Here is a 20345-nt window from a genome sequence, read left to right as displayed (position 1 = left end):
GACGTACTGCGGTTTGCATCACACAAAGACGCGCATCGGCTGCGTACCGTACCGAGACCTCCCCGGCCCCTTCCGAGCACGCCACACGACGCGCGGCATACGAAGGAGAACGGTGATGAAACCCGGAGCACGAGTCGCCCTCGGTGTGGGCATCGGATATTTCCTCGGCCGTACCAAGAAGATGCGGGTGGCCATGATGCTCGCCGGTGCCGGAATGACCGGCAAACTGCCCAGCAATCCGCAGGAACTCCTGCAGCGCAGCGCCTCGATGCTCGGCTCGTCTCCCGAGATCAACAAGATCACCGAATCCGTACGCGGAGAACTCATGCATGCGGCTCGTGCCGCTGCCGTGACCGCGGCCAGCAACCGGATCGACGCCCTCAACGAACGTCTGCAGTCCCGTGCGAGCGGTGGCGGGCGATCGGAGGAACCCGAGGATGCCGAATACGAGGACGAATACGACGAATCACGCGACGAGGAGGAAAGTCGCGGCAGCAGGCGTTGCGGCAGCCGGAATCGGGACGAGGAGCCGGATTACGACGAGACGGACGAAGAGGGTTCCGACGAAGAGGATTCGGGCGAGGAGGATTCGGGCGACGAAGAGGAGCCGGAACCCGAGCGTCCCGCACCGCGGCGCCGTGAAGCCCGCGCCACATCCCGTCCGCGGACGTCCCGCAGCAAGAAGACGGCCGACAGCGAAGATCCGGACGACTCGGAGGAGGCACCTCCGAAGCCGCGCAAGCGCGCAGCGCGTAGCACTGCGTCGTCCTCCTCCTCCGGTCGTGCGCCCGTACGTCGAACGAAGGGGTGAGAGCGATGGCCAGGTTGAGCGATGTATCGGGCGGAGTCGCCGACGCGGTGGGCAAGGCCGGGAAGACCGCGACCGATACCGCCGGTAAGGCGGGCCGCACCGCCTCGGACACGGCGGGGAAGGCCACGGGCGGACTGACCGGCGGTCTGCAGCAGTCGTTGCAGGGCCTCGCAGGAACCGTCGCGCAGAATGCGTTGTCGAGCCTGTCGGACAGGGTCACCGGCACGGCGGGACGATTACAGGATTACTCCGAGGGCAAAGGCGGAAATCTGGCCAGTGCGCTCACCGGCGTCGACAAGCTCGCTCAGGGCGAGTCGCCGCTGAAGGCGGCGGCGAGCTCGGGGTTCGAGAATCTGAAGAACACGGCGAAGGACAAGTTCGAGGACGTCAAGGAGGCCGTCACCGGCGGGGGCAAGGGGGGCGGCGGCGGCAACAAGAAGATCAAGCTCACCAACATCGTCGAGAGCATCGACGTGGGGGTGCCGGTCGATCTGGCCTACGACCTGTGGACGCAATTCGCCGACTGGCCGAAGTTCATGAAGAAGGTCGAACAGGTCGAGCAGGTCCAGGACGAGAAACTCCATTGGACGGGCAAGGTTTTCTGGTCGCGTCGGAACTGGGAGTCCACGATCCTCGAACAGGTGCCGTTCGAACGGATCGTGTGGCGTTCCAAGGGAGGAAAAGGTTACATCGACGGCGCGGTGACCTTCCATGAACTCACACCGGATCTCACCCGGATACTCCTGGTGCTCGAGTACCACCCCCGGGGCCTGTTCGAGCGCACCGCGAATCTGTGGCGGGCGGTGGGTCGCCGGTCACGCCTGGAACTGAAGCACTTCCGGCGCCACGTCATGACCGAAGCCGTGTTGCATCCCGACGACGTCGTCGGCTGGCACGGCGAGATCCGCGACAGCGAGGTCGTCAAGGACGACGAGACCGCGCGCCGGGAGGAAGAGGAGCAGGAGGACACCGGCGAGAACGGCGAGGAGTGGGAGACCGACGCCTCCGGTGACGAGGACGAGATCCGCGACGAGGACGAGGATTTCGAGGAGAGTGAGCCGTCCGAGGACGAAGGCGACGAGGAGTCGGCCGAGGACGAGGAGGATCTCGAGGACGAGTATCCCGAGGATGACGAGTCCTCCGACGAAGAACCCGACGACGAAGAGGAAGAGCCCGAACCGCCTCGGAAACGTGCGCCCGCCAAGCGGACCCGGGCGACGAAGAGCACCGGTACGCGCTCGTCCCGCTCGAGAGGATCCCGGTCATGACCATCCAACCTGCAGGGGGCGGCGGTGGAGGCGGCGGGGGCGGTATGGCCCGTCCCAACTCGTCCGGCCTCGCCGACGTCATCGACACCATCCTCGACAAAGGCCTCGTCATCGACGCGTTCGTGCGTGTCTCGCTCGTCGGTATCGAACTGCTCACCATCGACGCCCGCGTCGTCGTGGCCAGTGTCGACACCTATCTGCGTTTCGCGGAAGCGGTGAACCCGCTCGAGATCTCCGACAACGAGCCGAAGGGCCTTCCGGATCTCGTCGGCGACATCACCTCCGGCGGTTCCAAGCACAAGACGAAGGGCGCGCTCGAGGCTGCGGGGGAGAAAGTCAGCGAGTTCCTCGGGGACGTCCAGGAGCAGCGGCAGCCCGCTCGACGATCACGCAGGGGTGAGGACTGATGTCCACCGAACAGACCGAACGACCCGAGCAGGGCGACAGCGACGAAACCGCCACGACCACTGCGGTCTACGTCTACGGCATCGTCCCGTCGGATGTGGAACCGGAGGAGCATGCGGAAGGGGTGGGCAATCCGCCGGCCGAGGTGTCGGTGGTCAAGTCCGGTCGCATCGCTGCACTGGTGAGCGAGATCCCGACCGATCGCGCTCTCGGCACACCGGACGATCTCGAGGCGCACGCCGCGTTGCTCGACGGGACCGTGACGGTCGCCCCCGTGCTCCCGCTGAGATTCGGTGCCGTCCTCACCGACCGGGACGCGGTGGCCGCGGAACTGCTCGAGGGGAACGAGGACGAACTCGCCTCGGCCCTCGACCAACTCGACGGTCTCGCACAGTTCGTCGTGAAGGGACGGTACGACGAGAAGGCGATCCTGCAGGAGATCCTCGAGGAGAACTCCGAGGCGGCGCAGTTGCGGGAGCAGATCCGCGGCCAGTCCGAGGACGCGACCCGCGAGGCGCGAATGGCGCTCGGGGAAATCATCAACGCGGCGATCGAGGCCAAACGGAACGAGGACACGCGCCGCACGGTCGAGGCCCTGTCGTCGCTCGACCCGATGGTCAACGAGCGGCAACCCACGCACGAGCAGGATGCCGTGCACATCGCCGTCCTCGTCGAACTCGAGCGGCAGGACGAACTCGAACAGGCCCTGCAGGAACTGGGTCGGGAATGGGAGAACCGGGTCGAGGTCTCGTTGCTCGGCCCGATGGCGGCCTACGACTTCGTGGCGAAATCCGACCCCGGCGAAGGAAGTTGACGATGGGTCTGCTGACCTCCCTGCTCACGCTGCCCCTCGCTCCCGTCAGGGGAGTGATGTGGCTCGGAGAGATCATCCAGGAGCAGGTCGAACAGCAACTGCACGATCCCGCCAACGTGCGGCGCGAACTCGAGCAGATCGAGGAGGCGGCGGAGGCGGGTGAGCTGACCCCCGAGGAGAAGGACGAGGCGCAGCAGGCCGTGCTGAACCGCATGATCTCCCGGGGCGGCTCCGGCCCCGCCGGGGGAAAGGAGTGATCCCGTGGCGCAGGACACCGGCCCGCCCGCGATCTCGGCGGCCGAGGCCGCATCGGCGGCCCTCACACATCTGAAGGAACTGACCTCGAAGGAAGCTCAGGGGGTCACCTCCGTCGAACCCACCGAGGACGGATGGGTCGTCGAGGTGGAGGTCGTGGAAGACCGGCGGATTCCGTCGTCGGCCGACATGCTCGCGCTCTACGAGGTGGAGGTCGATCTGGACGGTGATCTGCTCGCGTACCGGCGGACCCGGCGTTACGGACGCGGCAGCAGCGACATCGGCGCAAGGACCGGGTCATGACGGTGGTCGGTGGGGGAGGCGGCATGTCGTCGCCGCAGCCCTACGGGGGTGGAGGACGGTCGACCAATCTCGGCGACATCCTCGAACGTGTCCTGGACAAGGGGTTGGTCATCGCCGGCGACATCCAGGTGAATCTGCTCGACATCGAACTGCTCACGATCAAGCTCCGCCTCGTCATCGCATCGCTCGAGACGGCCAAGGCCGTCGGGATCGACTGGTGGGAGAGCGATCCGTGGTTGACGAGCAAGGCTCGCTCACCCGAGGTCGATTCGAGCCGGGTGGAACTCGAATTGGAGAACCGGCAGCTTCGCGAACGGTTGGCCGCACTCGAGGCCCGAGCGGAGGAACTGGAGCCGGAACCGGCGGAGATCGTGGACGAGGAGAACCGTGACTGACACGACCGGGACCTGGATGTACGCCGTGACCGACGGGACGCTCGTCGGCCACGAGACCGAGGGCGCCTCCGGCGTCGCCGGCGAGCAGGTCCGCACGGTGCAGGAGGGCGGACTGACCGCCGTGGTCGGAACGGTGCCCCTGGACGATTTCGGCGAGGCCGCACTGGCTCGCAATCTCGAGGACCTGGACTGGCTGGAAAGAGTGGCCCGCGCCCATGATTCGGTCGTCGCCGGATTGGCACGGCACTTCTCCGTGGTACCCCTTCGACTCGCGACCGTCTGCCTCGACGACGAACGGGTCCGGGCCCTGCTCACCGAGCACCGGGAGCAGTTCGCGTCTGCGCTCGCCCTCGTGACCGGTCGTACCGAATGGGGGGTCAAGGCGTTCGCCGATCGCAAGGCGCTCACCGCGGCCGCCGCGGAAGCGCATGCGGAGGGTGCGGGTTCCGGCAGGGGCACGGCCTATCTGCTGCGTCGCCGCGCGCAACTGGCGGCGCAGGAGAGCATCGAACGCGATGCGGCCGAACGCGCCGCCGATATCCACGATCGGTTGCTGCGTGTGTCGGCCGCGGGTCGCCGGAGCGCGCCGACCGATCCGGCACTGAGCGGCAGCCAGGAGTGGATGCTGCTCAACGGGACATATCTCGTCGACGACGACAGGGCGGACGAATTCTATTCCGAGGTGGAGGAACTCGGGTCCCTGAATCCGGGGATCAGGCTCGAGACGAGCGGCCCGTGGCCGCCCTACTCGTTCGCTGGAGCAGAACGGATCTCGCCGTGAGATACGCCGACGGATCGGTGGACGAGGAACGGCGGATCGCTCTGATCGATCTGCTGGATCGGGTGCTGTCGGGCGGCGTGGTCATCACCGGCGACATCACACTGTCGATCGCGGATATCGATCTGGTGCGGATCTCGTTACGCGCGTTGATCTCGTCGATCAGTACCCTGTCGCTGCCCGGGGTCGACGTCCCCGTTCCCCATGGGGCCCGGGAGGGTTCGTGAGCGAGCCGGTGAACTTCCCGTCGCGTATCGACGCCGATCCCGAATCCGTGGAGCGGGGTCTGGTGACGCTGGTGCTCACGCTCGTCGAACTGCTCCGGCAGCTGATGGAGCGTCAGGCCCTGCACCGCATGGATGCAGGGGATCTCAGCGACGAGCAGATCGAACGGCTCGGCACGACACTGATGCTGCTCGAGCAGCGCATGGGCGAACTGCGCGACCATTTCGGGCTCACCCCCGAGGATCTCAACATCGATCTCGGTCCGCTGGGGACACTGCTGCCCCGGGAGTGAGCCCGATCGGTCACATTCCGGCGATCTCCACGAGCTCGTAGTCCTTCACACCGCCGGCGAGCACCCGCAGGTGATCGTCCATGGTGCCGAGGGTGTGCTCGATCGCGGTCAGGCGGCTCAGGTAGTGGCCGATGGAGTGCTCGGCCGTGACACCGATGCCGCCGTGCATCTGCACGGACTCCTGGCCGATCTTCCGAGCGGACCGGCCGACCTGCAGCTTGGCGCGCGAGGCGATGGTCGGGTCGACGATGCCGTCGGCGAGGGCCATGGTCGCGTACAGGCTCATGCTCGACGCCAGCTCGTACAGCACGTACATGTCGGCCGCACGGTGGGTGAGCGCCTGGAACATCGACAGCGGCACACCGAACTGCTTGCGCTGCTTGAGGTAGCTCGTGGTCAGCTGCACCGAGGAGTCGAGGGCACCGACCGCCTCGGCGCACAGTGCCGCCTGCGCGTGCACCTGCGCCGCGGTGATGGCGGCGGACGCGTCGGCCGCCTCACCGAGCGGGGTCGCCGCAACATCGTCGAGCACGAGTTGCGCACCGCGACGCTCGTCGTGGGTGCGGTACGGCGTGCGGACCAGACCGTCCGCCGATGCGTCGACGACGAACAGTCCGACGCCACCCTCCGGGAGCTTCGCGGAGACGATGAAGGTGTCGGCGCAATCACCGTGCAGCACAGGATTCTTGCGACCGGAGACGGTCCAGGAGTCGCCGTCGCGTGCCGCGGTGGTGGCCACCTCGGTGTGCGGCCAGCGGCTGCCCGGCTCGTCGTGCGCGAACGCGAGGAGCACGGTGCCCTCGGACAGTTGCGGCAGGATGTCGGAGCGCTGCGCGTCGGTGCCGACCTCGGCGACGAGCCGGCCGGGCAGGTAGACGCAGTCGAGCACGGGCTCGGGTGCGAGCGCGCGGCCGATCTCGGTCATGACGGCCATGACCTCCACCGGTCCGGCTCCCATGCCGCCGTGCTCCTCCGCGAAGGGCAGGCCGAGCACGCCGAGTTCGCCGAGTTGCTTCCATACGTCGCGGTTCCAGCCCAGGTCACCTTCGGCCACCCGGTTGCGCGACTCGACGTCGTACGCGCCGGAGAGCAGGTCGCGGACGGTCGCGCGGAGCATGTCCTGTTCGGTGTCGAGTTCGAAATTCATGTCCGGGGCCTCACAGTCCGAGAATCGAGGAAGCGATGATCGAACGCTGAACCTCGTTCGACCCGCCGTAGATGGTGACCTTGCGGTTGTTGAGGTAGGTCGGCATCGTCAGCTGCGCCCAGTCGGGCGAGTCGATACCGGCCTCGCCGGCGGGCAGCGAATCGGGACCGGCGATGTCGACGAGCAGTTCGGTCGCGGCCTGCTGCAACTCGGAGCCGCGCATCTTGAGCAGCGACGATGCCGGGTTGGGCTTGCCGTCGGCCGAGCCGGCGACGACGCGTAGCTGGGTGAGCTCGAGAGCGAGCAGCTCGTTCTCGAGTTCGGCCAGGCGTGCCGCGAAGATCGGGTCGTCGAGCAGCGAGCCGCTGCCGTAGCGGGTCTCGGCCGCGAGGGACTTCGCCCGCGCGAGCTTGACCTTGGTGGCGCCGACCCGGGCGATGCCGGTGCGCTCGTTGCCGAGCAGGAACTTCGCCTGCGTCCAGCCGGTGTTCTCCTCGCCGACGAGGTTCTCGGCGGGAACGCGCACGTCTTCGAAGAAGACCTCGTTGACCTCGTAGCCGCCGTCGATCAGTTTGATCGGACGGAGGGTGACGCCCGGGGTGTCCATCGGGAAGAGCAGCATCGAGATGCCGGCCTGCTTCTTCGCGTTCGGATCGGTGCGGACGAGGCAGAAGATCCAGTCGGCGTGCTGCGCGAGCGTCGTCCACGTCTTCTGACCGTTGACGATGTAGTCGTCACCGTCGCGGACGGCGCGGGTCTTGAGGGACGCGAGGTCGGAGCCGGCCTCGGGCTCGGAGAAGCCCTGGCACCACCAGATGTCGAGGTTGGCGGTGGCGGGGAGGAAGCGTTCCTTCATCTCCTGCGAGCCGAACTGCGCGATGACCGGCCCGATCATGGACGCGTTGAACGGCAGCGGGTCGGGCACCGACGCGAGCTGCAGCTCGCTGAGCCAGATGTTGCGCTGCATCGGCGTCCAGTCCTGACCGCCCCATTCGACGGGCCAGTTGGGAACGGCGAGGCCGCGCGAATGCAGGATGCGCTGGACGGCGACGTAGTCGTCCTTGCCCAGCGGAGTGCCGGAGGCGGTCTTCGCACGCACTTCGGCGGGGATCTCGGTGGTGAAGAAGGTGCGCAGTTCGTCGCGGAACGCACGCTCCTCCTCGGTGAGCTTCAGGTTCATGGAGGGACCTTCCAGGGATGCCGGCGCCGTAGCGCTTCTCGCGATTCCAAACTAACCTTACATTGTTAGCTCGTCCAGGCCGGGCCGGAAGGAGGACGATGGATGGCGCGCCCGCGCACGCCTCTGCTCAGCCGTGAGCTCATCCGCGACGTCACGCTACGACTCGTCGACGAGCACGGCCTCGACGCCGTCTCGATGCGTCGGATCGCCGCCGAACTGGGTGTTCGCGCCCCGTCGCTGTACAGCCACTACGCCACCAAGGAAGAACTGCTCGACGACATCGCCGACGCCATCGGTGAATCGGTCGACGTCAGCGGGTTCGCCGAGGACGACTGGCAGGAAGCGCTCCGACGCTGGGCTCGCACCTACCGCGACGCGCTCGCCGCGCACCCGAATATGGTGCCCTTCCTCGCCTCGAGTCCCGGCACCCGGCCCGTCTCCCTCCAGGCGTCCGACGCCATCCACGGCGGCCTCACCCGCGCCGGCTGGCCGCCCCGCTTCGCGACGATGATCGGAGCCTCGATCAAGTACATCGTCATCGGTTCCGCGATCACCTCGTTCGCGGGCGGATTCGACGATCACATCGACACCTACAACGAGCGGTATCCGCATCTGTCGCAGGCGCATCGGCTTCGCGAGTACGCCGCCGAGATCGATGCCGAGAGCTTCGACCTCGTTCTCGAGTCCTTCCTGCGGGAACTCGGGCGACGATACGAGATGTTTCCTTAGCCCGAATGCACCGATCAGCTGAGCGCGTTGCTGTGAATATGGTTGTGCGGTAACGATCGCTCTGCTGGCATGGCTGATCGTCCGACCACTCGGGTCGGGTTGTTCCACTGGATCGTCAAGTCCCGAGTCTTGTTGAGGCTGAGCGTGTGTTCAGTCCTCAGGCCGCAGGTGCGGCCGGTGGTTGTGCGTAGCAGGCGGTCTCGATCTCGGTCGAGGTGCGGTAGTCGAGTATGCCGTGGACCCGTTCGGTATCGAACCAATGCACCCATTGCACGGTGGCCGCTTCGACGTCTTCCCGGCCGGTGTTCTCCGACAGAACGCGACAGATCGGTTCGATCCCCCAGCGGTGTTTGTGTTCGTCGATGAACACAGGCGATTACTTCAGTCGGCGTGGGGCCACCTCCCACTTGCGGGGGACGAACTCCACCTTCGCGAAAAACACTGTGGCAGAGCGAAATATCTCCATCAACTGCCGCAGTTCGCGGTTCTCTTTCTCCGGACGGCGGATGCGCGCTTCGGCATCGACCGGCTCGGTCGGGAGCTCGTCGTCTTCGGCTTTGCGCACCCAGGTCCGCAGGGCTTCCTTGTGGACGCCGGTCTGCTCGGCGATCCGGTTGATGGCGCGCCGGTGCGGGTGTCGGGGTCACGGCGGGCTTCGACGGCGAGTCGGGTCGCTCGCTCACGCCAGTTCCTGAGGGTATTTGTAGTTCGCCATGATGAGTCTGGGGTGATCCTTCCGGGATGCCTGGCTCACCCTCGATGAAATCAGGGACGATTCAGTAATCATGCTCGACGATGACGTGATCGCCGTGCTCAGCACGGCGTGGCGTCGAACCGCTGGATGGGGCGCGGTCTATCGAGCGCGCGTGGCAGTCGCCGCGCCTTCCGCACGAAACGGCAGGACGTGGCATCGGCTGCTGCGGCGTTCAGCCTCACCCCGAGGCGTGAGCGTTGCGCCAGGCCGCCCAAACCTGGGGACGGAGCCGGCCACGATCGGGGACCTTCATGCCCTCGCCGCGGGCCCACGCGCGTACGTCGGCGGTGGACGGTTCCGCGGTGGGAGCGTCCTTGTGCTGCGGTGTGATGCGGTCACACGCCGCGTCCTCGACGCCGGTCCACTCGTGCGCGGCGGCGAGATAGCGGTAGGTCCACTCCTCGGCGAGCTGACGAGTCTCGCAGAACACGATCGGCACACCGGGGTAGCGGACCTGCAGCTCGGCGAGACCGTCCGCGATCATCGCCGGCCGGACCCGTTCGAACTTGAACACCGCCGAGTAACGGTCTTCGACCACCACTGCGGCGCGGGGCAGGGCAGCGAGCTCGGCCATCGCGAAACGCAGCCTCCCGCTGGTCAGGCTGCCTACCAGGTCGGCCAACGACTTGCGTTCGACCGAGGCGACCAACCGGTCGTCGACGAGCAGACCGTAGTCTCCGCACGCCAACACACGGCGGACGGTGTCGACCTGCTGCCCGGGGAATTTGTAGGGGTAACGCTCGTGGGAATCGACGACGATCGTCAGTTCGGCGATGCCGGCGGCTCGGGCGGTGGGGGTGCGCACATTCGGACGTGCCTGCTTCCGAGTGCGCGGGGATTGCCAGAACACGGCATCGCGCCCCCGAGCTTGGGTGAACACGATCTGCGACCGGTTCTCCCGTCCCCGGTCCAGGACCACGTCGATCGCGGCGCCGCGACGCACACACGAACGCAACCGAACCTGCTCGACGATCTCGGGGTCCTCAGGCCACTCGTCGGCCGGAACGAGATAGCAGAACAGGGCTTTGGTACGCGGCCAGGTGTCGGAGGTGCGAAACACCAGTCCGTCCGACAGGGGCAGGCGCAGCAGGAACGGCAGCCGTGATTCCGGGTCCGGGTTGCGGGCGATCACCATGTCCACGAAGTTCGGCGGCCTTTCGCTCGGCGATACATACCGAGCAGTGTCCGATACCGATCGCCCGCCGACAAGCCTGCCGGACACGCGTGTGCGAGGCAGGAATGCATCGGGTGGGCGCGACAGAAACCGGTCGTCGATGAAAGGTCCTGCCACATGTCCGACAAGAGCAGAGGTTCGGCCGGGCAGAAGCGCGCCGCGAAAGCCGAGAAGCGAGCGCAGAAGAACCAGGGGACGATGGTCTCGCTCGCAGATCGCTCTCGCCGAACCGCGGTCGACGAGTACCAGCGGCTCATACCCATATTCCATGCGTGGCTGCTCGACAGCGGCATAAGCACCGGGGTGGAGATGGCCGCGGCGCACATCGTCGGTGTCGGGCAGGCAGTGGACTTACTCGCTCAGGACACGATCCGGTTCTCGGCGACCGCGTGGCGCACATCGGCCATCGACCATCTGCTCCGCGCTGCGTGCGGCTCGCCGGTACTGACGGTGGGCAACACCGACCAGCAGTTCCCGTCCGCCGAGCTCGACACCACCGCATTGATCGCGGCACCCGAGCCGGTGGACTGGTCCGAACCCGACCAGTTCGACATCGCCGCGGCCGTCGAAGGTCCGGACCAGTGGAGCGGCGAGCACAGTGGCCGGGTGTATGTCTCGGTGCATGTCGACTGTCGCTGACCTGCAAGCAACCCCCCGACCATCGGCAAGGATGTGTCTGCGGTTGCTCAGTCAGAAGTGATAATCCTGCCCGGATTCGGTCGTCGGACCGTGGATCGGGTCAGTAGTGGTAGCGGGCGGCGATGATGACCAGGGCACCGTCGATGACCTCGTAGACCAGGCGGTGTTCTTTGTCGATACGTCGAGACCACAGTCCTGACAGGGCATGTCTGAGCCGTTCGGGTTTGCCGATCCCCGAGTACGGGTCTCGTTGGCAATCCCTGATCAGCTCGTTGACACGCTCGAGCTGCTTTCTGTCGGTCGAGATCCAGAACTGGTAGTCGTCCCAGGCTTCGTCGGTGAAGGTGATGTTCACTCGATGAGTTCCCTTTCGGTGTGTTCACCTCCGCGAGCTCTCTGCATGCTGGCGAGCAGTCGTCGGGCGTTGGCCGGAGACTGCATCAGGTACGAGGTCTCGAGCATGGCGTCGTAGTCATCCTTCGACATCAGGACGGCATTGCCCCGCTTGGATACGATTTCCACAGGGGTGTGGTCCTTGTTGACCTGTTCGAGCAGCGGAAAGAAGTTTTTTCTCGCTTCGGTAGCAGTGATGGCAGCCATAGGTACTCCTTCCCCGAAGTCTCTCGGCTCAGCTCTTGAACCGGTACATTAAACGGTACCACTTCGGTACGGCATTCGGTACCAAAAGGTGTGAGGTGCGGCTTTCGTTCCCTCTGCTCGTCCATCTGCCGGCGCTGCGCTCCGGGTGCACGCACGCTGGCTCGTCCACCATCGACATCGACACCACCGACGGCGACACCCCCGCACGAATCCTTACCTTCAGCGGACCGCCGATCGGCGAACCCGAGGTGCTCGGCGGACCGTTCGTCATGAACACCAAGGTGGAAATCACCAATGCATTCGAGGACTTTCACGCCGGTAAATTCGGCGACATCCCCCGCCGGTCCCGACTGCAGTACCTCTGATCGACCTTGTCATTGCCGGTGGCGCCGCCAGCGATCGATTCCTCGACGGTAAGCCCGTCGTTCTACTCATCACCCGCGGCGGCTCTTACGGCGCCCGCGCCCCGCGCGACGGCTGGGATCACAGCACCGCGTTCCTCGTCCGAATCCTCGGCGACCTGTGGGGTGGCGACGTCACCGTGATCGGACGCGATTCACACTCGTCGGCGTGAATCCCGCCCTCGACCAGTTCGCCGAGACCGCAGCACTCTGGAGAAGGACGCGCGGGAAACTGCCGACATGGCCCCGGACCCGGCCCGCCGTCCGGCTGCGCCCGAGCTGGAGGTCATCGTCGTGCGCGTTCCCCTCGTCCGCCGATCGCTATCGAGCCCGGCGGGGAACATTTCGTCGGGTTCCTCCATCTCGGTGCTGCACTCACTTGCTTCAAGAAGCCGTCCACATGAGACACACTCTCTTAACCTGGACTCCATGACGCGCCCCATTCGCATCGGACTCCAACTACAGCCCCAGCAGCAACCCGATTACGGCGTCATCCGCGACACCGTGCTCCGCGCCGAGGACGCAGGCGCCGACATCGTGTTCAACTGGGACCACTTCTACCCGCTCTACGGCAACCCCGACGGCGCCCACTTCGAGTGCTGGACGATGCTCGGCGCCTGGGCGGAGCAGACCGAGCGCGTGGAGATCGGCGCACTGGTCACCGGTGGCGGCTACCGCAATCCCGATCTGCTCGCCGACATGGCCCGCACCGTCGACCACATCAGCGGCGGTCGTCTCATCCTCGGCATCGGCTCGGGCTGGTTCGAACGAGATTACGACGAGTACGGCTACGAGTTCGGCACCAAGGGCTCCCGCCTCGACCTGCTCGCCGAGTACATGCCCCGCATCGTGAATCGCCTCGGCAAGCTGAACCCGCAGCCCACCCGGCACATTCCCATCCTCATCGGTGGCGGCGGCCCGAAGAAGACGCTTCCGATGGTCGCGAAGTACGCGGACATCTGGCACAGCTTCGGCGAGATGGAGACCCACGCCGAGAAATCCGAGATCCTCGCGCAGCGCTGCGCCGAGGCCGGTCGTCGACCCGAGGACATCGAACGGTCCACCTCGTGGCCCGGCGCCGACGCGGCCCCGTCCTATGTGGAGCTCGGGATCACGCAGTTCACGGTGGGTGTCGGTGGTCCCGACTACGACCTCACCGAACTGCGCGAAGCCATCGCGTGGCGAGACGACAACTCCGCACCCCCGCTGACGGGGCTGAGCTGATCCCGGCCCGTGCCGACGGACCCTGAGCCGAGCACAGTACGTCGGTAGCATCGGTGGTGCATGTCGAACGCACCATGGCTACCGCCCTGCACCGCCGACGACTGGGACGACGGTCGGCGGCGGCGACGTCTCCGCGATACCCGCGCCGGTCATCACTGGGTACGGTTCGGCCGGCTTCGACGAGCCCTCGCGCGCACCGCCGTCGCGGCGCTCCCGCTCGTCGCCCTGTTCACCCAGTACTGGGCATGGGACGTCGCGCCGGTCCGTGAGCGACTCGCTCTCACGCAGCCACAGCTACATCCGATCCACGACGCGGCGACGCGGGAGGACCGCGACACGGCGGTCGTCGACCTGGTGGGCCTGGGCAACCTCGACGCGACCGAGACCGCCACGGCACTGCCCGCACTGAGCGAACTCGGGCAGGTGTGGGCGGTCGAGTACGACAACAGCGGTCTCGACACCGCCGTCGTCAGCCGCCTGATCCACGAGCGTGCCGCGTGGTCCGGGATCGAGAACATCGTGCTCACCGGGCACAGCATGGGTGGGATCATCGCCCTCGAGGTCGCCCAGCACCTGCATCAGGACACCGATCTCGAGGTGACCGGCGTGATCCTGGACTGCACGCCGCTCGACCTGCACGCCGTGCGGGCCGACGCGCGCGACGCCGGTGAGGACCTGTTGCGCTGGATCGGCTGGCTGCCCGGCGCACGGGAGAGCCGCAGCATGCGCATGCTCGTCGAGGTCGTCGCCCGCATGGACCGTTTCGTGCTCCCCTCGGACCGGTGGTACCGCCGTATCGACACCGAAGAGTTGCACGACGTCGCGGTCGAGGTGCTCCACGACAAGATCTTCTCGACCGACGCCGCGAGCAACGGACTGATCGAATCGCAGTTCCGGGCGATCGTCGCCTCCGGTGCGGTCGACAACCTGCGGGCACTCGCCGACGAACGCGACGACAAGATCCGTCCCGCCGTGGTGTTCCTCCGGCCCCGGAACGCACTGTCCGACAACGTCGTCGACGTCGAGTACAGTCACCGGATCCTGATCGACCAGTCCGGCGGTGTCGACGGCACGCTGCTGGTGTCGAAGCTCGACCGTACCGGTCACGCCAATCCCATCCAGGCTCCCGCCGAATACAACACGGCGATCACCGACCGGGTGGTGCCGTTCGTCGACGGCCGGCCCGGCGAGGTCGAGGACGAGGACGAGCAGTCGCGGGACGAGGAATTCTCCGATGGCAACCGTCCCGGTGTACGGCCGATCGTGGATCTCGACCGCATCGCCCCGGGCTGACCTCGGCCCGTTCTGTGACCGCCGTCTCACGGCCGCCGAATGCTCATCGGGTGTTCACCTTCTCGTTCCGTCCGACTCGCCTGACGCTCCTACGGTTCCGGCGTCGAACCGATTTCCGAGGAGAACGTTGTGGCCCGTAGAGTCCTGCCCTTGTTCGTCACGCACGACGGCATATCGTCGCGCTCGAACATCACGTGCAAGTACAAGTGCGGGGATGCCTGTTCGCACGCCGTCCCGAACACCTCCCGCGGTGAATACTTCGGCGACATCGTGCGCGCCGCCGTCTCGCGTCGCGGGGTCCTGCGAGGCGGTGCCATGGCCGTGCTCGCCGTCGGCGCCGGTGGTGTCCTGACGGCCTGTGCGGACGACTCCGCTGCGGCCGCCGGCAGTGACGCCGGGGCGGCGGGAGATCTCGGGCCGGTGCCCGACGGCACCAACTTCACGGCGGTCGCGCCGAACACCGATGACGCGGTGACGGTTCCGGAGGGGTACGAGAACGACGTCGTCATCCGCTGGGGCGATCCGGTGCTGCCCGATGCCCCGGCCTTCGACATCGGGAACCAGACGGCGACCGCGCAGGAGAAGCAGTTCGGGTTCAACAACGACTTCGCCGGCCTGCTCCCGGTGGACGGCCGACCCGACACCTACCTGCTCGTCGTCAATCACGAATACACCACCGAACCCTTCATGTTCGCCGACTACGATGCGGACGACCCCACCGAGGAACAGGTGCGCATCGGCATCGCCGGTCACGGGATGTCGGTCGTCCAGGTGAAGGGCGAGCCCGGGACCGGCCGCCTGACACCGGAATTCGGTGAATACAACCGTCGTATCACCGGAACCACCGAGTTCCTCCTCACCGGACCGGCCGCGGGCAGCGGCCTGCTGAAGACCACCGCCGACCCGACGGGCACGCGGGTCTCGGGGACGTTCAACAACTGCGCCGGCGGGCTCACCCCGTGGGGCACCGTGCTGTCGGGCGAGGAGAACTTCAACCAGTACTTCGCCAACGCCGAAAGCGTCACCGACCCGGTCGTCGCCGAACGTCTCGCCCGGTACGGACTCGAGGGCGCGGAAACCGAACGGAAGTGGGAACGATTCGACCGGCGCTTCGACATCGCCGCGGAACCCAACGAGGTCAACCGGTTCGGGTGGATCGTCGAGATCGATCCGTGGGATCCGAATTCGGTGCCCGTCAAGCACACCGCACTGGGACGGTTCAAGCACGAGGCGGCCACCGTCCACATCACCGACGACGGCACCGTCGTGTCGTACAGCGGTGACGACGAACGCTTCGACTACATGTACAAGTTCGTCTCGTCGCGGAAGATGCAGCCCGGAAACTCGCGAGCTGCGATGCGGCACAACATGACCCTGCTCGACGCCGGCACGCTCTACGTCGCGAAGCTCAGCGGTGACCATCCGGACGAGATCGACGGATCCGGAACACTTCCCGAGGCCGGCGAGTTCCGCGGCAGCGGCGAGTGGATCCCGCTGCTGCGCGCGAACGAGGACGGCAGCGCCGAGTCGCTGGTCGACGGCATGAGCGCCGAAGAGGTCGCGGTGTTCACCCGCCTCGCCGGCGACCGGGTGGGCGCGACGAAGATGGATCGCCCCGAGGACTTCGAACCGAATCCGGTCTCCGGCAAGGTCTACGTCGCACTCACCAACAACACCAAGCGCGGCGTCGACGGCGCCGCGCCGGCCGACGAGGCGAATCCGCGCGAGAACAACAAGAACGGTCAGGTCCTCGAGATCGACGACGACCACGCGGGTACGTCCTTCACGTGGAGGCTGCTGCTCGTGTGCGGGGACCCGAACGAGGCCGACACTTACTTCGGCGGCTTCGACAAGTCGCAGGTCAGTCCGATCTCGTGCCCCGACAACCTGGCCTTCGATTCGTACGGCAATCTGTGGATCTCGACCGACGGCAACGCACTCGGCTCCAACGACGGATTGTTCAGCGTCGTCCTCGACGGTCCGCGTCGCGGTGAGACGAAGCAGTTCCTCACCGTGCCGATCGGCGCCGAGACGTGCGGGCCGATCGTGCAGGACGGCCGGGTCGTGGTGTGCGTCCAGCATCCCGGGGAGACCGACGACGCGTCGTGGGCGTCGCCGGCCTCGCACTGGCCCGACGGAGGCGACTCCCAGCCGCGTCCCGCCGTGGTCGCGGCGTGGAAGTCCGACGGCGGACGTATCGGGGTCTGACACCTCGTGCGTGGTTCCGGTCGCGCTCGCTCCCGGAACCACGCACGGGTCATCCGAGCCAGTCCAATACCGCTGCGGCGGTCCACGACTGCTGCATGCTGCCGAGCGGGTCGCCGGTGAACGGTTCGTAGTACTCGGCGAAGGTGCCGTCGCTCGCCTGCCGGAGTCCTTCCGCGCGAAGCACGTTGGCCCGTTCGGCCCAGCCGCGACGGGCGAACGCCCACGAGAACAACCACGTCATCACAGGCCACACCGGCCCGCGCCAGTACTCGCGGGGACGGAAGTCGCCCGAGACGGGGGAGGTCGACGGCGGGACCGCGTAGCGAAGATCCGGATGCCCGCAGAACTTCGGCCCTTCGAAGGTGCGCAGCAGCGCCCTCTCGGCCTGCCGGTCGAGGCCACCGCACAGCAGCGGCGCGAACATCGCGAGAGTATCGGTGGCGACCCACTTCCCGCTGCGCAGATCGAAGTCCTTCGCCGCGCCCGTGCGGGAGTCGGTCGTGGCGACCACACCCTTCCGGAACCGCTCGGCCCACGAATACAGCTCGCGCACATCCGCGTTGGGACGGGAATGCTCCTCACCGATGGTTGCAAGCACCTCGCACGACAGCGAGAACACCGCGCTGACGAAGACGTCCTCGACCGCGAAGCTCATGGCCTTCGCGAGCACGCTGTCCTCGTAACGCGCCGTCTTCATCTCCTCGAGCAACCACAGATAACGCGCGTATTCACGGTCGGTGGGTCGCTGGGTGGCGTCGGCGACGTGCTCGAGATCCTCGCGATGGAAGGGCGGCACCGGACCGGCGATAACGTTGGCGTACGCCGTATCCCAGCGCGGGGAGTTGTCCATGCCCGACTCCCACCCGTGGTACAGCGCGATGCGGCCGTTGCCGTCGAGATCGCGTGCGTGCGAGAGCCAGCGGTGCCACCGCACGAGATCCGCCCACCGGCGATCCAGGAACTCCTCGGCGACAGCACGTGTCGAGCGGCCGTGCCGTCGTGAATGCTCGAGGATGCGCTGTACGGCGATGGCGTGCACGGGAGGCTGTGTGATACCCGAGGTCTGCACCTGCGCCGGTGCGTGCGCGGCCAGTTCGGAGACCGCCCAGCGCGTCGGGCCCGGGAAGTAGCCGTCGACACCGTTGGCGAAGACGATGTGTGGGATCATCCCGTTCTTCCACTGCGCCGAGAGCAGGGTGTCGAGTTCGACCACCGCCCGTTCGACACTGAGCGGCGCGAGCCCCACGGCGACGAACGCCGCATCCCAACTCCACATGTGTGGATAAAGCTTGGGAGCGGCACTCGTCATGGCGCCCAGGTCGTTCCCACGCAGCAGGTACGCCGCGCGTGCGGCGAGCTGTGTGGAGGTGAATCCTCGGTCCGGCATGGCCCCATTCTCTGTGCTGCGGACGGATCCGCACGACGAGGGCCGCAGCTGTAACAGCGCCGACACATTTCGCGCCGGCGCTGTGTCGAGCTGTGCTGTATCGATGTGTCAGGGATGGTCAGTGCGCGGAGGGCAGGAAGGCCGTCGAGCCCGACAGGTCGCCCGGGCGGTGGGAGGCCGGGGCGAGCAGGCCGCGACGCTCGAGGATCGGACGAACGCCCTCACCGAAGCGGTAGGCCTCCTCGAGATGCGGGTAGCCCGACAGCACGAAGTGGTCGAGTCCGATCTCGGCGTACTCGGCGATGCGGTCGGCGACCTCCTCGTGGGAACCCACGAGCGCGGTGCCCGCGCCACCACGGACGAGTCCGACGCCCGCCCACAGGTTGGGGGAGACCTCGAGGCTGCGGGCGTCCTTGCTCGCGGCGTAAGCGCTGCCGCCGCCGTGCAGCTCGACCATCCGGCGCTGCCCCTCGGAACCGGAGCGGGCCAGGCTCTGCTGGGCCTTCTCGATGGTCGCGGGGTCGAGCGCGGAGAGCAGGCGGTCGGCCTCGGCCCAGGCCTCGTCGGAGGTGTCCCGGCTGATGACGTGCAGGCGGATGCCGTAGTCGAGGGTGCGTCCCTGGATGTCGGCAAGGCCGCGGATCCACGCGATCTTGTCGGCGACGGCGGCCGGCGGCTCACCCCACGTGAGATAGGTGTCGCAGAACTGCGATGCGACGGTGCCGGCGGCGGGAGAGGACCCGCCGAAGAAGAGCGGCGGCACCGGATCGGGGATGCGCTGGAGCTGGGCGTTCTCGACCTGGATGTATTCGGCCTGGAAGTCGACCGGGCCGTTGCCCGCCCGTGTGTGAATGTGTCGGACGTGGTCGGCGTCGCCGGGTTGCACGCTGTCCACCACCGGGAATCGAGTCCGTGACCACGCTGTCACAGCCCAGTTCCGCACCCGAGTCCGATCTCGATCGTCGCAGGAGACTACGCACCGTGGTCGCGGCGAGCCTGCTCGGCACCACGGTGGAGTGGTACGACTTCTTCCTCTACGCGACGGCTGCGAGCCTGGTGTTCAACCAGCTGTTCTTCCCCGACCAGAGTTCGTTCGTCGGCACGATGCCTCTGATCCGAGGCAAACGAGCCGGTACTAGGCTCGTCGTATGAGCAGGCAACGAGGTGGCCGCGCCGCATCGTCGCCGCGCAAGGAGAAGACGGGTGCACCGGGCGGCCCGGCCGAGGGGTTGTACGACATCGACACGGGTACGTGCGAGCTCGTCAAGGACCGCTATCTCGCCGACGGATGGGTCCTCGAGATCAACGGGGTGCCCAGCTCGCACATCGACCTGAGCGACCCGGCCCTGCTCGAGTTCGAGTACATGCGGTGGATCGCGATGCTCGTCGAGAGCAGGTTCGAACACGACTCGAGATTGCGCGTGCTGCACCTCGGTGGGGGTGCGTGCACGATGGCGCGCTACTTCGCCGCGGTCTACCCCGACGCTCGGCAGGTCGTCGTCGAGATCGACGGTCGCCTCGCCGAACTCGTCCGCCACTGGTTCGATCTGCCCCGCGCTCCGTTGCTGCGTATCCGGGTGGGGGAGGCCCGTCAGGTCCTCACCTCGCTCTCCGACGCGAGCCGCGACGTGATCGTGCGGGATGTCTTCGCCTACAACCGCACTCCCGTCGCACTCACCACCCTCCAGTTCACACAGCACGCCCGACGCGTGCTCGCGCCCGGCGGTGTCTACGTCGTCAACTGCGGCGACTTCCGCGACCTGACCGTCGCGAAACGTGAGGCCGCGACGATCGGTGAGGTCTTCGAGCACACCGTGATCATCGCCGACCCCGCGATGTTCAAGGGACGCCGCTACGGCAACGTCGTCATCGCCGGCAGCGACCTGCCGCTCGGTGACTCCCCGGCCCTGGCCCGCGACCTGCTCGGCGGAGCCGTCCCCGCGCAGATCCGGCTGGGTGACCAGGTCGAGAAGTTCGCCGCCGGGGCGCGCGTGCTCGACGACCGCGAGGCCACCACACCGCCCGGAACAAAGAGCACGGGCACGTAGTTGCACGGGTCATGA

Annotated in this window: 24 protein-coding genes and 3 pseudogenes; 18 read left to right on the top strand and 9 right to left on the bottom strand. The window is 66.9% G+C overall.

Going from position 1 to position 20345, the window contains the following annotated elements; all coding sequences use genetic code 11:
• The first annotated feature begins 115 nt into the window (after nt 1–115).
• Genes M3330_RS12100 through M3330_RS12055 form a run of 10 tightly spaced genes read left to right on the top strand, consistent with a single transcriptional unit; the run spans nt 116 to nt 5546 of the window.
• A complete protein-coding gene (locus tag M3330_RS12100) occupies nt 116–811 on the top strand; it encodes a hypothetical protein (protein ID WP_255024882.1) in 696 nt (231 codons plus the stop codon).
• A gap of 5 nt (nt 812–816) precedes the next feature.
• Entirely contained in the window at nt 817–2079 is a 1263-nt protein-coding gene (locus M3330_RS12095) for an SRPBCC family protein (protein WP_255024881.1), read from the top strand.
• On the top strand, nt 2076–2486 hold the full coding sequence (gvpJ, locus tag M3330_RS12090; RefSeq protein WP_255024880.1) for a gas vesicle protein GvpJ: 411 nt from the start codon (nt 2076–2078) through the stop codon (nt 2484–2486). Before M3330_RS12095 ends, gvpJ (M3330_RS12090) begins: the two co-directional genes overlap by 4 nt.
• Nucleotides 2486–3298, top strand: coding sequence for a GvpL/GvpF family gas vesicle protein (locus tag M3330_RS12085; RefSeq protein WP_255024879.1), 813 nt, complete (start codon nt 2486–2488; stop codon nt 3296–3298). Before gvpJ (M3330_RS12090) ends, M3330_RS12085 begins: the two co-directional genes overlap by 1 nt.
• A 2-nt stretch (nt 3299–3300) precedes the next feature.
• Nucleotides 3301–3555: a gas vesicle protein GvpG gene (locus M3330_RS12080; RefSeq protein ID WP_019290525.1), complete on the top strand. Its 255-nt coding sequence runs from the start codon at nt 3301–3303 to the stop codon at nt 3553–3555.
• A gap of 4 nt (nt 3556–3559) precedes the next feature.
• On the top strand, nt 3560–3856 hold the full coding sequence (gvpO, locus tag M3330_RS12075; RefSeq protein WP_019290524.1) for a gas vesicle protein GvpO: 297 nt from the start codon (nt 3560–3562) through the stop codon (nt 3854–3856).
• Complete coding sequence (gvpJ, locus tag M3330_RS12070) at nt 3853–4251, top strand: gas vesicle protein GvpJ (protein ID WP_024102486.1); 399 nt, start codon at nt 3853–3855, stop codon at nt 4249–4251. The genes gvpO and gvpJ (M3330_RS12070) overlap by 4 nt, the downstream gene beginning before the upstream one ends.
• Entirely contained in the window at nt 4244–5032 is a 789-nt protein-coding gene (locus M3330_RS12065) for a GvpL/GvpF family gas vesicle protein (protein ID WP_033098479.1), read from the top strand. The genes gvpJ (M3330_RS12070) and M3330_RS12065 overlap by 8 nt, the downstream gene beginning before the upstream one ends.
• Nucleotides 5029–5256: a gas vesicle protein gene (locus M3330_RS12060; RefSeq protein ID WP_019290522.1), complete on the top strand. Its 228-nt coding sequence runs from the start codon at nt 5029–5031 to the stop codon at nt 5254–5256. The genes M3330_RS12065 and M3330_RS12060 overlap by 4 nt, the downstream gene beginning before the upstream one ends.
• The gene (locus M3330_RS12055; RefSeq protein WP_016693994.1) at nt 5253–5546 is read left to right on the top strand and encodes a gas vesicle protein K; all 294 of its coding nucleotides are present in this window, start codon (nt 5253–5255) and stop codon (nt 5544–5546) included. Before M3330_RS12060 ends, M3330_RS12055 begins: the two co-directional genes overlap by 4 nt.
• 10 nt (nt 5547–5556) lie before the next feature.
• On the opposite strand, the gene M3330_RS12050 is transcribed toward M3330_RS12055, so the two are convergent.
• Both M3330_RS12050 and M3330_RS12045 read right to left on the bottom strand, forming a co-directional pair.
• On the bottom strand, nt 5557–6693 hold the full coding sequence (locus tag M3330_RS12050; protein ID WP_006550847.1) for an acyl-CoA dehydrogenase family protein: 1137 nt from the start codon (nt 6691–6693) through the stop codon (nt 5557–5559).
• 10 nt (nt 6694–6703) lie between these two features.
• Nucleotides 6704–7873 carry an acyl-CoA dehydrogenase family protein gene (locus M3330_RS12045; RefSeq protein ID WP_019290521.1) on the bottom strand — a complete coding sequence of 390 codons (1170 nt, stop codon included), beginning with the start codon at nt 7871–7873 and terminating at the stop codon, nt 6704–6706.
• A 102-nt stretch (nt 7874–7975) separates the two neighbouring features.
• Here M3330_RS12045 and M3330_RS12040 point away from each other — a divergent pair, with 102 nt between their 5' ends.
• Nucleotides 7976–8602: a TetR/AcrR family transcriptional regulator gene (locus M3330_RS12040; protein ID WP_006550849.1), complete on the top strand. Its 627-nt coding sequence runs from the start codon at nt 7976–7978 to the stop codon at nt 8600–8602.
• A gap of 157 nt (nt 8603–8759) precedes the next feature.
• On the opposite strand, the gene M3330_RS12035 is transcribed toward M3330_RS12040, so the two are convergent.
• The 3 genes from M3330_RS12035 to M3330_RS12025 form a co-directional block, all read right to left on the bottom strand.
• The gene (locus M3330_RS12035; protein WP_019290520.1) at nt 8760–8972 is read right to left on the bottom strand and encodes a hypothetical protein; all 213 of its coding nucleotides are present in this window, start codon (nt 8970–8972) and stop codon (nt 8760–8762) included.
• 6 nt (nt 8973–8978) lie between these two features.
• Nucleotides 8979–9167 (bottom strand): hypothetical protein, encoded by a 189-nt coding sequence (locus M3330_RS12030; protein WP_019290519.1) that lies wholly within the window; start codon nt 9165–9167, stop codon nt 8979–8981.
• A gap of 367 nt (nt 9168–9534) precedes the next feature.
• Nucleotides 9535–10491, bottom strand: coding sequence for an ERCC4 domain-containing protein (locus tag M3330_RS12025; RefSeq protein ID WP_255028899.1), 957 nt, complete (start codon nt 10489–10491; stop codon nt 9535–9537).
• Between the two features lie 156 nt (nt 10492–10647).
• On the opposite strand from M3330_RS12025, the gene M3330_RS12020 reads away from it, so the two are divergent.
• Nucleotides 10648–11169 (top strand): hypothetical protein, encoded by a 522-nt coding sequence (locus tag M3330_RS12020; protein ID WP_200359089.1) that lies wholly within the window; start codon nt 10648–10650, stop codon nt 11167–11169.
• Between the two features lie 100 nt (nt 11170–11269).
• Here the strand turns inward: M3330_RS12020 and M3330_RS12015 are convergent, their stop codons facing one another.
• Both M3330_RS12015 and M3330_RS12010 read right to left on the bottom strand, forming a co-directional pair.
• On the bottom strand, nt 11270–11524 hold the full coding sequence (locus tag M3330_RS12015; RefSeq protein WP_019290516.1) for a Txe/YoeB family addiction module toxin: 255 nt from the start codon (nt 11522–11524) through the stop codon (nt 11270–11272).
• Nucleotides 11521–11769, bottom strand: a complete 249-nt coding sequence (locus tag M3330_RS12010) for a type II toxin-antitoxin system Phd/YefM family antitoxin (protein ID WP_019290515.1) — start codon at nt 11767–11769, stop codon at nt 11521–11523. The genes M3330_RS12015 and M3330_RS12010 overlap by 4 nt, the downstream gene beginning before the upstream one ends.
• Before the next feature lie 224 nt (nt 11770–11993).
• On the opposite strand from M3330_RS12010, the pseudogene M3330_RS12005 reads away from it, so the two are divergent.
• The 4 genes and pseudogenes from M3330_RS12005 to M3330_RS11990 form a co-directional block, all read left to right on the top strand.
• Nucleotides 11994–12134 (top strand): annotated as a pseudogene (locus tag M3330_RS12005) (pirin-like C-terminal cupin domain-containing protein); the annotation flags it as partial.
• Between the two features lie 465 nt (nt 12135–12599).
• Entirely contained in the window at nt 12600–13394 is a 795-nt protein-coding gene (locus M3330_RS12000; protein ID WP_006550857.1) for an LLM class F420-dependent oxidoreductase, read from the top strand.
• A 60-nt stretch (nt 13395–13454) separates the two neighbouring features.
• Nucleotides 13455–14687 carry an alpha/beta hydrolase gene (locus tag M3330_RS11995; protein WP_255024877.1) on the top strand — a complete coding sequence of 411 codons (1233 nt, stop codon included), beginning with the start codon at nt 13455–13457 and terminating at the stop codon, nt 14685–14687.
• Between the two features lie 129 nt (nt 14688–14816).
• Nucleotides 14817–16895, top strand: a complete 2079-nt coding sequence (locus M3330_RS11990) for a PhoX family phosphatase (RefSeq protein WP_255024875.1) — start codon at nt 14817–14819, stop codon at nt 16893–16895.
• 49 nt (nt 16896–16944) lie between these two features.
• Here M3330_RS11990 and M3330_RS11985 read toward each other — a convergent pair whose 3' ends face one another.
• Together M3330_RS11985 and M3330_RS11980 are read right to left on the bottom strand one after the other, a co-directional pair.
• Nucleotides 16945–18282 carry an amylo-alpha-1,6-glucosidase gene (locus M3330_RS11985; protein ID WP_255024873.1) on the bottom strand — a complete coding sequence of 446 codons (1338 nt, stop codon included), beginning with the start codon at nt 18280–18282 and terminating at the stop codon, nt 16945–16947.
• 118 nt (nt 18283–18400) lie between these two features.
• Nucleotides 18401–19123, bottom strand: a pseudogene (locus tag M3330_RS11980) (LLM class flavin-dependent oxidoreductase); the annotation flags it as partial.
• Between the two features lie 71 nt (nt 19124–19194).
• Between M3330_RS11980 and M3330_RS11975 the strand changes: the two are divergent.
• Nucleotides 19195–19389, top strand: a pseudogene (locus tag M3330_RS11975) (MFS transporter); the annotation flags it as partial.
• A gap of 41 nt (nt 19390–19430) precedes the next feature.
• Nucleotides 19431–20330: a spermidine synthase gene (locus M3330_RS11970; RefSeq protein WP_255024872.1), complete on the top strand. Its 900-nt coding sequence runs from the start codon at nt 19431–19433 to the stop codon at nt 20328–20330.
• Nucleotides 20331–20345 lie beyond the last annotated feature (15 nt).

It is taken from the genome of Rhodococcus sp. GA1 (assembly GCF_024321955.1).
GTDB classification, from domain to species: domain Bacteria; phylum Actinomycetota; class Actinomycetes; order Mycobacteriales; family Mycobacteriaceae; genus Rhodococcus; species Rhodococcus pyridinivorans.
This window is presented reverse-complemented; position numbering and strand designations above follow the sequence as displayed.

Bases quoted from the DNA above. Each gene is read 5' to 3' on its own strand.
- M3330_RS12100 (WP_255024882.1), top strand. From the start codon at position 116: ATGAAACCCGGAGCACGAGTCGCCCTCGGTGTGGGCATCGGATATTTC.
- M3330_RS12095 (WP_255024881.1), top strand. From the start codon at position 817: ATGGCCAGGTTGAGCGATGTATCGGGCGGAGTCGCCGACGCGGTGGGC.
- gvpJ (WP_255024880.1), top strand. From the start codon at position 2,076: ATGACCATCCAACCTGCAGGGGGCGGCGGTGGAGGCGGCGGGGGCGGT.
- M3330_RS12085 (WP_255024879.1), top strand. From the start codon at position 2,486: ATGTCCACCGAACAGACCGAACGACCCGAGCAGGGCGACAGCGACGAA.
- M3330_RS12080 (WP_019290525.1), top strand. From the start codon at position 3,301: ATGGGTCTGCTGACCTCCCTGCTCACGCTGCCCCTCGCTCCCGTCAGG.
- gvpJ (WP_024102486.1), top strand. From the start codon at position 3,853: ATGACGGTGGTCGGTGGGGGAGGCGGCATGTCGTCGCCGCAGCCCTAC.
- M3330_RS12050 (WP_006550847.1), bottom strand. From the start codon at position 6,693: ATGAATTTCGAACTCGACACCGAACAGGACATGCTCCGCGCGACCGTC.
- M3330_RS12045 (WP_019290521.1), bottom strand. From the start codon at position 7,873: ATGAACCTGAAGCTCACCGAGGAGGAGCGTGCGTTCCGCGACGAACTG.
- M3330_RS12040 (WP_006550849.1), top strand. From the start codon at position 7,976: ATGGCGCGCCCGCGCACGCCTCTGCTCAGCCGTGAGCTCATCCGCGAC.
- M3330_RS12025 (WP_255028899.1), bottom strand. From the start codon at position 10,491: ATGGTGATCGCCCGCAACCCGGACCCGGAATCACGGCTGCCGTTCCTG.
- M3330_RS12020 (WP_200359089.1), top strand. From the start codon at position 10,648: ATGTCCGACAAGAGCAGAGGTTCGGCCGGGCAGAAGCGCGCCGCGAAA.
- M3330_RS12010 (WP_019290515.1), bottom strand. From the start codon at position 11,769: ATGGCTGCCATCACTGCTACCGAAGCGAGAAAAAACTTCTTTCCGCTG.
- M3330_RS12000 (WP_006550857.1), top strand. From the start codon at position 12,600: ATGACGCGCCCCATTCGCATCGGACTCCAACTACAGCCCCAGCAGCAA.
- M3330_RS11995 (WP_255024877.1), top strand. From the start codon at position 13,455: ATGTCGAACGCACCATGGCTACCGCCCTGCACCGCCGACGACTGGGAC.
- M3330_RS11985 (WP_255024873.1), bottom strand. From the start codon at position 18,282: ATGCCGGACCGAGGATTCACCTCCACACAGCTCGCCGCACGCGCGGCG.
- M3330_RS11970 (WP_255024872.1), top strand. From the start codon at position 19,431: ATGAGCAGGCAACGAGGTGGCCGCGCCGCATCGTCGCCGCGCAAGGAG.